General features: G+C 55.8%; 16 protein-coding genes. 13 read left to right on the forward strand and 3 right to left on the reverse strand.

Annotated features, from left to right (window positions below; translation table 11 throughout):
• Positions 1 to 2 precede the first annotated feature (2 nt).
• From ATO67_RS00285 to ATO67_RS00295, 3 genes are all read left to right on the forward strand, one after another.
• The gene (locus ATO67_RS00285; protein ID WP_067642693.1) at positions 3 to 932 is read left to right on the forward strand and encodes a lipid A biosynthesis lauroyl acyltransferase; all 930 of its coding nucleotides are present in this window, start codon (positions 3 to 5) and stop codon (positions 930 to 932) included.
• 234 nt (positions 933 to 1,166) lie between these two features.
• Positions 1,167 to 1,859, forward strand: a complete 693-nt coding sequence (locus tag ATO67_RS00290) for a hypothetical protein (RefSeq protein ID WP_067642696.1) — start codon at positions 1,167 to 1,169, stop codon at positions 1,857 to 1,859.
• A 571-nt stretch (positions 1,860 to 2,430) separates the two neighbouring features.
• Complete coding sequence (locus tag ATO67_RS00295; RefSeq protein WP_067642699.1) at positions 2,431 to 3,147, forward strand: PAS domain-containing protein; 717 nt, start codon at positions 2,431 to 2,433, stop codon at positions 3,145 to 3,147.
• A 4-nt stretch (positions 3,148 to 3,151) separates the two neighbouring features.
• On the opposite strand, the gene ATO67_RS00300 is transcribed toward ATO67_RS00295, so the two are convergent.
• The gene (locus ATO67_RS00300) at positions 3,152 to 3,955 is read right to left on the reverse strand and encodes a TSUP family transporter (RefSeq protein ID WP_067642702.1); all 804 of its coding nucleotides are present in this window, start codon (positions 3,953 to 3,955) and stop codon (positions 3,152 to 3,154) included.
• Between the two features lie 24 nt (positions 3,956 to 3,979).
• Between ATO67_RS00300 and ATO67_RS23030 the strand changes: the two genes are divergently transcribed.
• The 5 genes from ATO67_RS23030 to ATO67_RS00320 all read left to right on the forward strand — a co-directional run bounded on the left by ATO67_RS23030 (position 3,980) and on the right by ATO67_RS00320 (position 8,573).
• A complete protein-coding gene (locus ATO67_RS23030) occupies positions 3,980 to 4,147 on the forward strand; it encodes a hypothetical protein (RefSeq protein ID WP_157940969.1) in 168 nt (55 codons plus the stop codon).
• Positions 4,135 to 5,094, forward strand: coding sequence for a nucleoside hydrolase (locus ATO67_RS00305; protein ID WP_067642704.1), 960 nt, complete (start codon positions 4,135 to 4,137; stop codon positions 5,092 to 5,094). The genes ATO67_RS23030 and ATO67_RS00305 overlap by 13 nt, the downstream gene beginning before the upstream one ends.
• Positions 5,095 to 5,343: 249 nt before the next feature.
• Entirely contained in the window at positions 5,344 to 6,564 is a 1,221-nt protein-coding gene (locus ATO67_RS00310) for an LL-diaminopimelate aminotransferase (protein ID WP_067644110.1), read from the forward strand.
• Positions 6,565 to 6,627: 63 nt separating this feature from the next.
• Complete coding sequence (locus ATO67_RS00315; protein ID WP_067642707.1) at positions 6,628 to 7,938, forward strand: homoserine dehydrogenase; 1,311 nt, start codon at positions 6,628 to 6,630, stop codon at positions 7,936 to 7,938.
• Positions 7,939 to 8,063: 125 nt separating this feature from the next.
• Positions 8,064 to 8,573, forward strand: coding sequence for a GNAT family N-acetyltransferase (locus ATO67_RS00320; RefSeq protein ID WP_067642710.1), 510 nt, complete (start codon positions 8,064 to 8,066; stop codon positions 8,571 to 8,573).
• On the opposite strand, the gene ATO67_RS23770 is transcribed toward ATO67_RS00320, so the two are convergent.
• The gene (locus tag ATO67_RS23770) at positions 8,555 to 9,130 is read right to left on the reverse strand and encodes a DUF1294 domain-containing protein (protein WP_342585707.1); all 576 of its coding nucleotides are present in this window, start codon (positions 9,128 to 9,130) and stop codon (positions 8,555 to 8,557) included. The genes ATO67_RS00320 and ATO67_RS23770 overlap by 19 nt on opposite strands.
• On the opposite strand from ATO67_RS23770, the gene gatB reads away from it, so the two are divergent.
• The 5 genes from gatB (at position 9,038) to ATO67_RS00350 (ending at position 12,652) form a co-directional block, all read left to right on the forward strand.
• A complete protein-coding gene (gene gatB / locus ATO67_RS00330; protein ID WP_067642713.1) occupies positions 9,038 to 10,540 on the forward strand; it encodes an Asp-tRNA(Asn)/Glu-tRNA(Gln) amidotransferase subunit GatB in 1,503 nt (500 codons plus the stop codon). The two genes, ATO67_RS23770 and gatB, sit on opposite strands and share 93 nt — an antisense overlap.
• A gap of 70 nt (positions 10,541 to 10,610) precedes the next feature.
• Positions 10,611 to 11,108 (forward strand): GNAT family N-acetyltransferase, encoded by a 498-nt coding sequence (locus ATO67_RS00335; RefSeq protein WP_067642716.1) that lies wholly within the window; start codon positions 10,611 to 10,613, stop codon positions 11,106 to 11,108.
• Positions 11,105 to 11,578 (forward strand): GNAT family N-acetyltransferase, encoded by a 474-nt coding sequence (locus ATO67_RS00340; protein ID WP_067642720.1) that lies wholly within the window; start codon positions 11,105 to 11,107, stop codon positions 11,576 to 11,578. Before ATO67_RS00335 ends, ATO67_RS00340 begins: the two co-directional genes overlap by 4 nt.
• A 111-nt stretch (positions 11,579 to 11,689) precedes the next feature.
• Positions 11,690 to 12,088 (forward strand): NADH:ubiquinone oxidoreductase subunit NDUFA12, encoded by a 399-nt coding sequence (locus ATO67_RS00345; RefSeq protein WP_067642723.1) that lies wholly within the window; start codon positions 11,690 to 11,692, stop codon positions 12,086 to 12,088.
• Between the two features lie 126 nt (positions 12,089 to 12,214).
• Positions 12,215 to 12,652: a DUF2155 domain-containing protein gene (locus tag ATO67_RS00350; protein WP_067642726.1), complete on the forward strand. Its 438-nt coding sequence runs from the start codon at positions 12,215 to 12,217 to the stop codon at positions 12,650 to 12,652.
• Between the two features lie 9 nt (positions 12,653 to 12,661).
• Here the strand turns inward: ATO67_RS00350 and aat are convergent, their stop codons facing one another.
• Positions 12,662 to 13,273 (reverse strand): leucyl/phenylalanyl-tRNA--protein transferase, encoded by a 612-nt coding sequence (gene aat, locus ATO67_RS00355; RefSeq protein ID WP_067642729.1) that lies wholly within the window; start codon positions 13,271 to 13,273, stop codon positions 12,662 to 12,664.
• Position 13,274 lies beyond the last annotated feature (1 nt).

The following is a 13,274-nucleotide window of genomic DNA, read 5'->3' on the forward strand; positions in this document are numbered from 1 at the left end:
AAATGTTTATAACGCGCATTGTCCTGGCGTTCGAAAACTTCCGCCAGTGGCTGAATGCGACGATTGCGTTCAGTGTTCTGAACCTCTTGAAGCTTTTTCCTGCCGACCCGGCCATCCGGTACGCGGACAAGCTTGCCCGCAAGATCGGCCCTAAAACGCCGCGCCACAAGCTGATGCTCTATAATCTCGATCGCGCTTTTCCCGAGAAATCGGAAGCGGAGCGCATGGACATCGCGCTGGACAGCTGGGGCAATATGGGGCGGATGGCTGCGGAATATGTGTTCCTCGATCGCCTGTTCGATTTCGATCCAGCCAACCCCAAGCCGGGGCGAGTCGAAGTCGTCGGCACCGAGACGTTTTTGGAATTGCGCGACAATCCACGGCCCTTCATCGTGTTTACGGCGCATTCGGGTAACTTTGAGCTTCTTCCGGTTGCGGGTTCGGCATTCGGGCTGGATGTGACGGTGTTGTTTCGTCCACCGAACAATCCCTATGTCGCCAAACGCATTTTCGATTTCCGTAAGGAGCGCATGGGTAACCTTGTGCCGTCTCATGCAGGCTCGTCTTTTGCACTGGCGCGGCAATTGGAAAAGGGCGGTGGCATAGGCGTTCTGGTTGACCAGAAGTTCAGAAAAGGCCTGCCGACGAAATTCTTCGGCAACGACGTGTTGACGAACCCGTTGCTGGCAAAGCTGGTCCGCCAGTTCGGCTGCGATGTTTTCCCCGCGCGTTGTATTCGGTTGCCGGATAATCGTTACCGGCTGGAAATCGAGCCCAAGGTCGAGATACCTCTGAACGAAAAAGGCTCTGTCGACGTGCAGAAGACGGCACAACTTTTAAACGACAAAGTTGAAAGCTGGGTGCGGGAATATCCCGGACAATGGTTGTGGTATCACGACCGCTGGCATATTAAACGTCATGTCAAGGACTAGAATAACGTAGTTGTGACAAACAACATCTCACGATTGTGAATGCATATTGTTCTTCACAATTTATGAGATTTGTTAAAGCCGTATTGCGTGTGTTAATTTATCTTGTGTCTGTGATGGCGGTGCTGTTTCTCGTTACGTCATTTTTTACGGTGATACCCTACAACGAGTCTCGTAACGCTTGGCGGAGTGTTTTTGAGAGTGCGATTGGCGCACGATCATCCGGGGAGAGTCGAGTTGAAAGATTTGATTGAACTGTTCTGGCAACGGTATTCGGAGCTTAAGGGCGCCGTTGACCGTAACGACGCCCCGAAAATTGCGATCCTTGATCGTGAGCTCGATGCATTGCTGGAAAGTGTTACCAGCCGTAAGACCAAGACCAAGTCCGAGGTTCTTGAGCAGTTCCGTTTCGCGATCGACCTCCTGAATGAAGAAGCGGAGGACACGGGTTGTGTACAGCGCAATTCAGAACTGCTGCGCAGGCTCGTGGATCGATATATTGGTGCGGGACTGCCCTATGACGGCGTGACACCCGATGGCGAGGCCGCAAGCTGGAGCCCTTATGTCATTCTCGACGAAGACCGGCTGGATGATCTGGACGAGCGCGTCTTCGTTGTGTCTCCAGGATATCGCATCAACTACACCAATGCCATCAACGCCCAGTGCTACGAGGCGAAAACCAACGACCTCGTCGGCCGGCACATCGCAGAATTCATCGGCATTCACCATTTCCAGCAAGCGCTGCGTGACAAGCTGGACGCATGCTTCAAGGGGCAGGCGGCCAAGTACACCTATGCGGAAGACATCGATGGGAACACGGTGGTGCGATCCTACGAAATGTCACCCTGCTACTCGCCGTCATACAAGCTCGTCGGCGCTATCATCGTCGTCAAGGAACTGGCCGATCGTCGTCATCGTGCGGTCGCCTAAGGCACCGTCGCATTTTCTGCCGCCAATTTAAGCCTTTGTACGCTACCGCACCATGTCTTTTGACATTTCTGTTTTAATGCCATTACTGACGACTAGGCCTCTTCGCGCGATTTTTTGGATGTCCCGACAGGCATTTCAGGTGAAGTATTCATTCTGCAAGATCATCTTGTAATTCAATTCCTCATTAATTTTGAGTAGAAATACGCCGTTTGGCTTGTATTCGTTTTTTTGGCAGCCAAAATTTCCAGTATATTTCAAATTATTAATGAACATCAATTTGCGCGTGTATGCAACATCCATGCGCGGCATGGCGGTAAATCTATATAACAAAAGTTAATCCGTGAACGTCTATAGGTAGAAACTAGTGTATTGACGGATTGAACGGCAATAGTGTTCATATCCGTCGTTGGGGTTTTTCCTTGGTCGCCGTCGGTCGGTCGTTCGCGCCGAGGCAGAGTCGATGAGAATTTGCCCGAGCAATAGCTTTTGAACGAAGGACGTTTCTGGATCCGGCGCGGCGACGTTGATCGTGGCGCCTTACAGAAACTTGGGTGATGAAATGGAGGCTCCAATGCTCGGACTCCTCGAGACTTTCGCGCAAAAATGCATGCAGTTGAAGCAGGCTGTGGCTGGTGGCCATGATGATCTCGTGCGCGCGCTTGACCGCGAACTTGAGCCTATGATCGAGGATATTCTGTCCTACAAGGCGGAAACCCGTGAGGACATGCTTATGCAGTTGCAGTTCCTGAACGGCTTGATCCGCGACGAAGCGGACGACAAGTCGAGCGTGACGCGTCGTAGCGCTGCCATGTCGATGCTGTTTGACCGTTACCTTCGCAGTCCCGATACCGATAGTGACAGCGTCCACCCCCCATCATTGCGCGGGACGAACAGCGACATCGCGTTCCAGACGGCGGACCAGCCGTCGTTTAACGAAGCGGTTCTCGACAGCCTGCCGGACCGGGTTGGCGTCATCACCAGAGATTACCGCTATGTCTATTCCAATCAAGCCAATGCGCAGTATCTAAGCCATACGACGCTTTCCATGATCGGCTGTCATGTGTCTGACTTTATCGGCGAGGAAAGCTTCAGTACATTGGCCAAACCGGCATTCGAAAAATGCTTCAGGGGTGACACGGTGGATTATATCCATACCGGCTTGCGTGACGCCAAAAGCTTTTTCACGCGCTGCCGCATGACGCCTTTGCGCGGATCAAGCAATGAAATCATCGGCGCGATCATTGTTCTTCACAATGCTGACCAGACCGTTGAATTCGAGCGCAGTTGAGCCCTTAGCTGCCTGTCAGGCTGGAGAAGAAAGCGGACACCGAGGAGGCCGCGCCTGAATCCAGCAGCAATTTGGTTGCCATTGCCAAGCAGGAAATGACCAGCAGCGGGCGAATGATTTTTGCGCCGTTGCTCATGGCCAGGCGCGAGCCCATCTGGGCACCCAAAAACTGCCCCAGACCCATGACAAGTCCGAGCTTCCACAGGATTGCGCCGCTGAACGTAAAGACGAGAAAGCTGCCGAAATTGGAGCCGAAATTGAGAAGCTTTGTGTGCGCTGTTGCCTTCAGCATGCCGAAACCGGCAAGCCCGACAAAGGCCAGCATGTAAAAAGAACCGGCCCCCGGTCCGAAGATGCCGTCGTAGAAGCCAACCAATGGAACGATGGTCAACCCGAACACGAAGGGCGTGATGCGCTGATGGCTGTCGAGGTCATTGAGGTTGGGTTTGAAGGCAAAATACAGTGCGATGGCAATCAGCAGGAAAGGCATGATGGCACGCAGAATATCTGGCGGCACGAATGAGGCTGTCAGCGCTCCGAAGATGCCGCCGACGAATGCCATCATCGCCATGGGGAACTGCTTTTTAAGGTCCACATGGCCGCGCCGCGCATAGGCGATGGTGGCCGACGCCGAGCCAAACTGCGCTTGCAGCTTGTTGGTGCCGAGCGCTTCGAGCGGCGGTATGCCGAGAATCAGCATGGCAGGAATGACAATGAGGCCACCACCACCGGCAATCGAATCCACGAAGCCCGCAAAAACGGCGACAAGAAACAGGATGAGAAAAAGCTGAAGGGCGATGTCTTGCACGGGAGCATTCCGGAGGGACTGTAAATGATGACAGCTTCTTTCACCGAATCCTGCCTGTTGCAACGCTTTTCCGCCCGTGGAGCAGAAGGCATTGCGTCGATTGCGCGTCCGTCTATTGTGCGCTCGCTGTTTCGTCAATTTCAGGGCGATTCTGCTGACAAAGAATTCGAGGACATGGCATGCACAAGGTAATTTTCGACACGGACCCCGGCATCGACGACGCAATGGCGCTGCTGTTTCTGCACCGCCACCCGGATGTCGATCTTATCGGTGTCACGACGGTGTTCGGCAATGCACCGCTGGATATTACCACCCGCAATGCGCTGTTTCTCAAACAGCAGTGGGGCATGACGGCACCCGTGGCCAAGGGCGCGGGCGTCACGTTCGACCCATCGCGCCCGGAAGGCCATTGGCCGACATTCATCCACGGCGAAGATGGTCTCGGCAATATCGGTGTTCCCGAAGAAATCGATCTACCGCTCGATCCGCGTCCGGCACACCATTTCATCATCGATACCGTCAAGGAAAATCCGGGTGAGGTGACACTGATCGCCGTTGGCCGCATGACGAACCTTGCGCTGGCGCTGCGTGAAGACCCAGATTTTGCCGCTCTGGTCAAGAATGTCGTCATCATGGGTGGCGCTTTCGACATTAACGGTAATGTCAGCCCCGCAGCAGAAGCCAATATTCATGGCGATCCTGAAGCCGCGGACCTGGTGTTCACCGCGCCGTGGCGCGTGACCGTCGTCGGCCTTGATGTCACGACGCGCACCGTTATGACCGCCAAATTCATGGATGAGATGGCAAAGGAGGGCGGGGCGCCCGTCCAGCTTCTGTCCGATCTGTCGCAATTTTACATCGAGTTTTACACTCAGCGCACCGGCGATGGAATGGTGGTGCATGACGCTTGCGCCTGCGTCTACCTCACCAACCCCGAACTGTTCCAGACACGCAGTGGCGCGGTTCGTGTGGTCTGCGGCGGCATCGCAGATGGCCAGACGATCCAGAAGCCGGATGGCGTCGGCTTCCCGCCTGGAAACTGGGACGGGCACCCGAGCCAGCTCGTCTGCACGGATATCGAGCCCGAACGTGTACTTTCGGTCATCCGTTCTGCAGTTGTGCAGGGTGAGCGCGGCTGATTGATCGCCCGCGCCGCCAAACGCTAAGGCTCGCCTTGCATTTTAGAAAAAACTCGCGTTATGCAGGTTTTTGATGCGTCGTGTGGATTTTACCGACTATGGTCGGCTTTGGAAAACCAATTCGTGTTTTTCAGCACATGCGCTACAGTTAAACTATACGGTTTCGATGTGTTCGTGTCGGCTGTATTTGAAACCAAAAAACGAACGTTCTGTGAGCCGGTTCATCCGGCTCATTTCCACGAGGAAAAGATGGAAGAGTTTCACAAGGTCAAGCGTCTGCCGCAATACGTCTTCGAACAGGTCAACCGTTTGAAAGCGAGCGCGCGAGCGGGTGGGGCGGATATTATCGACCTTGGCATGGGGAATCCAGACCTTCCAACGCCGAAGGCCATTGTCGACAAGCTTTGCGAAGTCGTGCAGGATCCGCGCACGCACCGTTATTCTTCGTCCAAGGGTATTCCGGGCCTTCGCCGTGCACAGGCGGGCTATTATGCCCGTCGCTTCGGCGTGAAGCTGAACCCGGATACGCAGGTCGTTGCCACGCTCGGCTCCAAGGAAGGCTTCGCCAACATGGCGCAGGCGATCACTGCGCCGGGCGATGTCATTCTCTGCCCGAACCCGACCTATCCGATCCACGCGTTCGGTTTCCTCATGGCCGGTGGCGTCATTCGCTCGATGAATGTCGAGCCGGATGAGACCTTCTTCGGCCCGCTGGAGCGCGCGGTTCGCCACTCCATTCCAAAGCCGCTGGCGCTGATCATCAACTACCCTTCCAACCCGACAGCACATGTTGCATCGCTGGATTTCTACAAGGACATCATCGCTTTTGCGAAGAAGCATGACCTCATCGTGCTCTCGGACCTTGCCTATTCCGAAATCTATTTCGACGACGCCAACCCGCCGCCTTCCGTGCTGGAAGTGCCGGGCGCCATGGACGTGGCTGTTGAGTTCACCTCCATGTCCAAGACCTTCTCGATGCCCGGCTGGCGCATGGGCTTTGCCGTTGGCAACGAGAGACTGATCAGCGCGTTGACACGGGTGAAATCCTATCTGGATTACGGTGCATTCACGCCAATCCAGGTGGCTGCAACCCATGCGCTGAACGGAGATGGCACCGACATTGCCGAAGTGCGCAGTGTCTACCGCCGCCGTCGCGACGTGATGGTGGAAACATTCGGCAAGGCCGGTTTCGAGGTTCCACCTCCTGCAGCCACCATGTTCGCATGGGCGAAAATTCCGGAAAAATTCCGTCATCTCGGTTCTCTGGAGTTTTCCAAGCTGCTCGTGGAGAAAGCCGATATCGCGGTTGCTCCCGGCGTCGGCTTTGGCGAAATGGGCGACGATTACGTTCGCCTTGCACTCGTTGAAAACGAACATCGAATTCGTCAGGCAGCGCGCAATTTGAAGCGTTTCCTGTCGACAGCGGACGATACGTTGCACAACGTCGTTTCGCTCAACGCCCACCGTTAAGGGCACATAACCGGGTGGCCGTTTCAGGCCACCTCTTCACGTCAGCAAATCAGGAATATACCAATGGCAGATTCATTGAGAATCGGCATAGCGGGACTCGGCACCGTCGGCTCTTCGCTCGTGCGCATCCTCCAGCAGAGAAGCAACGAACTTGCGATTACCTGCGGACGCGCAATTGAGATTATTGCCGTCAGCGCACGCGATCGTTCGCGTGATCGCGGTCTCGATCTCAAGGGTATTACTTGGTTCGACACGCCTGAAGAGATGGCGAAAAAAGCCGAGATCGATGTTCTCGTGGAACTGGTCGGCGGTGCCTCTGGCGCTGCCGAAAAGGCCGTGCGCGCCGCATTGGCACGCGGTCTCCATGTGGTGACAGCGAACAAGGCGCTGCTTGCCAAGCACGGTGTCGAACTTGCCATCATGGCGGAAGAAAAGGGCGCACTGCTGAACTTCGAAGCAGCCGTGGCCGGCGGCATCCCCATCATCAAGGCGCTGCGTGAATCGCTCACCGGCAACCATGTGTCGCGCATCTACGGTATCATGAACGGTACCTGCAATTACATCCTGACCAAGATGGAAAAGGAAGGCCTTTCGTTTGAAGCCTGCCTGAAGGAAGCGCAGCGTCTGGGTTATGCCGAAGCCGATCCAGCCTTCGATATCGAGGGTAACGATACCGCCCACAAACTGGCTATTCTGACGACGCTTGCCTTCGGGTCCAAGATCGCCGCTGATGACATCTATCTCGAAGGCATCTCCAATATCTCCATCGAGGACATTCAGGCAGCGGCCGATCTCGGCTACCGCATCAAGCTGCTTGGCGTGGCGCAGGTTACGGAATCCGGCATTGAGCAGCGTGTGCATCCGACCATGGTGCCGCTGGATTCGGTCATTGCGCAGGTGGACGGCGTGACGAACGCGGTTGCCGTCGAATCGGATATTCTCGGTGAACTGCTGATGGTTGGTCCGGGTGCTGGTGGCAACGCAACGGCATCTGCCGTGCTGGGTGACATTGCCGACATTGCCAAGAGCCGTCCCGGCGTGCAGCAGGTGCCGGTTCTCGGTCGCCCTGCGAAATCACTGACCGAATACCGCCGCGCCAAGATGAAGAGCCATGAGGGCGGTTACTTCATCCGCCTGACGGTAAAGGACAAGGCAGGCGTTTTTGCCAGCATCGCGACGCGCATGGCGGAAAACAACATCTCGCTGGAATCCATCGTGCAGCATTCGCGGGTTCCCGTCGAAGGCGGTGCCCAGACCATCATTCTCGTTACGCATGCGACGATGGAAGATGCCATTCGCAAGGCTGTCAAAGCCATCAAGAGCGAAAAATATCTGGTGAACGAACCGCAGGTCATTCGCATCGAACGCACCTGATTCCGCTGGTTTTCAACCATGAGTGACAATGCCATCGCCGTTGGGCGGTGGCTTTTGTCCATGGGGTCTCGCTGGCCGAATCGAAGGTCGGATGATCTATTGGATTTCACAAACGGAGAGGCCTAGTGATCTTTATCCGCCCAGCCAGAGAAGGTGACGCAACCCTGCTTGCGGCCATTGGTCTGCGGGCGTGGGCAAACGCCACATCGGCTATTGGCGTAACGGAAGAGTTGCGGGACAATGCGCGTGCCGCATTCGGTAATTTCACGCACTCCTCATGGCTTGCCATCACGGTTGCAGAGGCTGATGGCACGATTGTCGGTTGGGCGGCGCGCGAACATTTCGATGAGACGATCACAGATTTCTGGATCGATCCGGTCTACCAACGTCAGGGTGTCGGGACGGCACTTCTAGTTGACATCGAGCGGCAGATCGTGGCGCGCGGCTACGCTGCCGGAAGGCTGGAAAGCCATGCGCAAAACGATCAGGCCGTTTCGTTTTTCCGCAAGCATGGATACAGTGTCAGCTGGTTTTCCATGAAATATTCGGAAAAGCTGGATCGTGACGTGCAATCCATGGGGCTGCGAAAACAGCTGGTAGACATAGAAATCGGCGGTTACGGCTTCGGTTTTTGAGCCATTGTTTCCAGGGCATGGAGCGCAGCTTTCGGCCAGGTCGGCATGATGATCAGCGATGCGCCAAGCACGAGCTGCACGATGACGATGAAGAGCAGGATGCTGCGAAATGGCTCTTTTCGGGTTTTATGACGCAGCATGCGCTGGGCGACAACCGCACCGGCGCTGCCGCCCAGAAAGGCAAGCCAGAGCAGGGTGGATTCGGCGACGCGCCACTCGCCTTTCCTTGCAGCCTCCTTGTCCCACCAATAGATAAGGAAGACCAGGAGGTTGAAAGCAAGATAGGTCGCGAGAGATAAAGCCAGAATCATCATGGCGCGATTGAAATTCAAAATTGTAAAAAAATGATCTTCACTCTGGCCAAAAGATGCAGCTTTCATGCCTTTGGCGCGACAAGCCTTGCGCCACGATGCCAATTGTTCTACCTCACCATAGACAGAAATTCCGTATATTAAGAGCTTGATATGACCCTTGTAGACGTGCGCACGCCAGACCCGAAACGCTTCATTCCCGGCGCCACCGGCGATTGGGAAATCGTCATCGGCATGGAGGTGCATGCGCAGGTTCTGTCCAATTCCAAGCTGTTTTCCGGCGCTTCCACCACCTTCGGCAACGCGCCGAATTCCAACGTTTCGCTGGTGGATGCGGCGATGCCTGGTATGCTGCCTGTCATCAACGAGGAATGCGTGGCACAGGCTGTGCGGACCGGTTTGGGCTTGAAGGCACAGATCAACAAGCGCTCGATCTTCGACCGTAAGAACTATTTTTATCCGGATTTGCCGCAGGGCTATCAGATTTCGCAGTTCAAAGACCCGATCGTCGGTGAGGGCAAGATCGTGATTTCGCTTGGACCTGACCGTCAGGGCAATTTCGAAGACATCGAGATCGGCATCGAGCGTCTGCATCTGGAGCAGGATGCGGGCAAGTCGATGCACGACCAGCACCCGACCATGTCCTATGTGGACCTGAACCGTTCCGGCGTGGCGCTGATGGAAATCGTCTCCAAGCCCGATATGCGCTCGTCCGATGAGGCGAAAGCCTACATGACGAAGCTGCGCTCCATCGTGCGATATCTCGGCACCTGCGATGGCAACATGGACGAAGGCTCCATGCGTGCGGACGTGAACGTTTCCGTGCGTAAGCCGGGCGGCGAGTTCGGCACACGTTGCGAAATCAAGAACGTCAACTCTATCCGCTTCATCGGCCAAGCCATCGAATACGAAGCACGTCGGCAGATCGCCATTCTCGAAGATGGCGGCTCGATCGATCAGGAAACCCGGCTGTTCGATCCCGGCAAAGGCGAGACGCGCTCCATGCGTTCCAAGGAAGACGCGCATGACTATCGTTACTTCCCGGATCCTGATCTGCTGCCGCTGGAATTCGACGATGCCTTTATCGAACGGATGAGCAAGGATTTGCCGGAACTGCCTGATGACAAGAAAGCGCGGTTCGTCAGCGAGCTCGGCCTCTCGGTCTACGATGCCTCGATCCTGGTTTCGGAAAAGGCGATTGCGGATTATTACGAACTGGTCGCCAACGGCCGCGATGGCAAGATTGCCGCCAACTGGGTGATCAACGACCTTCTGGGCGCGCTCAACAAAGCGAGCAAGGGCATCGAAGAGACTCCGGTTTCTGCCGATCAGCTTGGCGGTATCATCGACCTCATCAAAGCCAACACGATCTCCGGCAAGATCGCCAAGGACCTGTTCGAAATCGTCTGGAACGAGGGCGGCAACCCGGCGGAGATTGTCGATACCAGGGGCATGAAGCAGGTCACGGATACGGGCGCCATCGAAAAGGCCGTAGACGAAATCATTGCTGCCAACCCGGATCAGGTCGAGAAGGTGAAGGCAAAGCCGACGCTCGCCGGCTGGTTCGTCGGTCAGGTCATGAAGGCAACGGGCGGCAAGGCCAACCCACAGGCCGTGCAGGAACTGGTCAAGGCGAAGCTTGGTCTTGAGGAGTAAGCGCTCCTATCGGTGACGTCGAAGCCGGGATTGCTCCCGGCTTTTCTATTTCAAGACTAAGGGGAATATCGTGTTTTTTATTCGCACGGCCAGTGAGCGCGATATTGAGCCGGTGAGGGCGCTCTTGGCGCGGACTTGGCATGCCACCTATGACGCGATCTATGGTGCGCAGCGGGTCAGTCAGCTGATTACCGAGTGGCATTCTCTCGCCGCCATGAAAGAGCGCGTTCAAAAAAAGGGTGGCGAGTTTTTGGTGGCTGATGATGGCAAGCGCATCGGTGGGATGGGTTATGCCGCCATGTCGGGCAAGATGTCCAAGACGGCGCTGCTGCACCAGCTTTACGTCGATCCGAACTTTCAGCGACAGGGCGTCGGGCGCGACATTTTCGCGGAACTCGAGACGTGTTTCCCGGATGCAGAAATCATGCGGCTTGAGGTGGAGCCGAAGAACACCGTCGCCATCGCTTTTTACGAGGGATTGGGTTTTGTCGAGGTTGACCGTGTCGAACGCATGGCAGGTGTTGTCGGTTTGCCGGGTATCGCGATGGAAAAGACGCTGACGCGATGAGCACGAGCCCGGAAAACCTCGTCATTCGGTTAGCGCGGGAGAGTGACCTGCCTGCGCTCGCAGCGATGTTTGCTGCCGACGAACATGGCGGTCACGGCGATACGACCGACGTGTCGGCGCAGCCGGATTACCTTTCGGCGTTTCGTGCCATAGAACGATCATCCAACGAGACGCTTTATGTCGCGGAACTGGACGGCAAGGTGGTCGGGACTTTTCAGACGGTGATTCTCACGAAGCTCGTCGGTCGTGGCGCAACGTCGATGAAGATAGAGGCGGTGCAGACCCGTGATGACATGCGCGGTCGCGGTATCGGTGGGATTATGATCCGCTACTGCATCGATGACGCTAAAAAACGCGGTGTCAAAAACATTCAGTTGATATCGAACATGACCCGGGTTGATGCGCACCGGTTTTACGATCGTCTCGGCTTCGAGAAGCGCCATCTCGGTTTCAGCATGACACTGAAATAGCAGCTGACGGCCGGGGAAATACTGGACAATTGGCGCTTGGGGCGGCATAAGCTTGTGCTGTGCTGCGCAATCCAAATCGCCGCAGTGCATTCAAGCCCCGAGGAATGGATAATGAAGACTCTCCTGACGCAAATCTTCACCTGGTGGAATGGCCAGACGATCGGAACGCGCTTTCACACATGGCGTTTCGGGAAGAAGGTTGGACAGGACGAGTTGGGCAACACCTATTATGAAGGTGGAACCACATCCTGGGGCATGCCGCGTCGTTGGGTCATCTATAATGGTTATGCTGATGCATCCGCGATCACGCCCGGCTGGCATGGCTGGATGCACTACCGCACCGACGTTCCGCCAAGCCAGGAAAGCTACACGGCACGCGAATGGGAAAAGCCGCACTTGCCGAACATGACCGGCTCGTCCAAGGCTTACCGTCCGCAGGGCTCGCTTGCTGTTCCCGGTGAACGTCCACGCGTGACCGGTGACTACGACGCCTGGACACCCGGCAACTGATTGCGTTTGGGTGGTGAGCATGGCCTACGTATGTGCCGCCACGTCACCCGTTTTCGCCACATTCCGCCTGTAGGCGTTGAACTCTCGCCGGATTGGCGCGGGAAATCTTTCTGGAGACGGTTCGATATGGGAAAATTCACGCGAGATCGTTCTTTGCGTGCACTGGCTGTGGCTTTTGTTGCGCTTTTGCCCATGACTGGCTTCGTCTCCTCCGCCTCTGCCGCTCGCATTGAAAACCGCGTTGCGGTGTTTTCCGGTATCGACAAGATCACCGGCCGCATCACCTCATTCGATGTTTACCTGAACGAGACGGTGCAATTCGGTGCGCTTCAGGTCACACCGAAGGTCTGCTATTCCCGCGACGACACCGAAGCGCAGAAGATCGACGCTTTCATCGAAGTCGATGAAATTACCCTCGATCGCAAGATCAAGCGCATCTTCACTGGCTGGATGTTTGCAGATAGTCCCGGCCTGAACGCCGTCGAGCATCCGATCTATGACGTGTGGCTGACTGGCTGCAAGCAGGAATCGGACGTGCCCGCTCCGTCTTCTGCCAGCAAATAATCCAGAAAATCAAAATGCAAGGCTTGGGCGATTGACCGCAGGCTCCAGCATTTTTGAATAATCCGCCTTCGGAACGTCGATTGCCCCGAATGTCTTCAGATGTTCGGTGGTGAACTGTGTGTCGAGAAGGGTGAAGCCTTTTTCGCGCAGGTGCTCGACAAGGTGGACGAGGCAGATTTTGGATGCGTTCGTGCGCCGTGAAAACATGCTTTCGCCGAAGAAGGCAGAGCCGAGCGATACTCCGTAGAGGCCGCCTACGAGCTCATCACCCTCCCAGGCTTCCACGCTGTGCGCGTGGCCGATGTCATGCAACTCGTTATAGAGGCGATGGATTGTGCCGTTGATCCATGTGCTGGGCCGATTGTCCGCTTCGGCTGCACACCCGATCATGACCGCATCGAACGCCGAATCGAACCGGATATCGAACGGCTTTTTGCGGATGGCCTTGGCCAGACTTTTTGAAACGTGAAAATCATCAAGCGGGATGACGCCCCGCATGTCCGGCTCTACCCAGAACAGTTCGGGGTCATCAGCCGAATCGGCCATGGGAAACAGGCCGATGGAGTAGGCGCGCAGCAGAATATCGACGTCGATATCGTCATTTCTGCCGCGCCGCCCCATA

Origin of the sequence: Agrobacterium bohemicum (assembly GCF_001562555.1) — a bacterium.
Lineage (GTDB): Bacteria > Pseudomonadota > Alphaproteobacteria > Rhizobiales > Rhizobiaceae > Agrobacterium > Agrobacterium bohemicum.

Coding starts and splice junctions, on each gene's coding strand:
- ATO67_RS23030 (WP_157940969.1), top strand. CDS start 3,980: ATGATGACAGCTTCTTTCACCGAATCCTGCCTGTTGCAACGCTTTTCC.
- ATO67_RS00350 (WP_067642726.1), top strand. CDS start 12,215: ATGGGAAAATTCACGCGAGATCGTTCTTTGCGTGCACTGGCTGTGGCT.
- aat (WP_067642729.1), bottom strand. CDS start 13,273: ATGGGGCGGCGCGGCAGAAATGACGATATCGACGTCGATATTCTGCTG.
- ATO67_RS00305 (WP_067642704.1), top strand. CDS start 4,135: ATGCACAAGGTAATTTTCGACACGGACCCCGGCATCGACGACGCAATG.
- ATO67_RS00295 (WP_067642699.1), top strand. CDS start 2,431: ATGCTCGGACTCCTCGAGACTTTCGCGCAAAAATGCATGCAGTTGAAG.
- ATO67_RS00315 (WP_067642707.1), top strand. CDS start 6,628: ATGGCAGATTCATTGAGAATCGGCATAGCGGGACTCGGCACCGTCGGC.
- ATO67_RS00345 (WP_067642723.1), top strand. CDS start 11,690: ATGAAGACTCTCCTGACGCAAATCTTCACCTGGTGGAATGGCCAGACG.
- ATO67_RS00340 (WP_067642720.1), top strand. CDS start 11,105: ATGAGCACGAGCCCGGAAAACCTCGTCATTCGGTTAGCGCGGGAGAGT.
- ATO67_RS00310 (WP_067644110.1), top strand. CDS start 5,344: ATGGAAGAGTTTCACAAGGTCAAGCGTCTGCCGCAATACGTCTTCGAA.
- ATO67_RS23770 (WP_342585707.1), bottom strand. CDS start 9,130: ATGCACCTCCATGCCGATGACGATTTCCCAATCGCCGGTGGCGCCGGG.
- ATO67_RS00285 (WP_067642693.1), top strand. CDS start 3: ATGTTTATAACGCGCATTGTCCTGGCGTTCGAAAACTTCCGCCAGTGG.
- gatB (WP_067642713.1), top strand. CDS start 9,038: ATGACCCTTGTAGACGTGCGCACGCCAGACCCGAAACGCTTCATTCCC.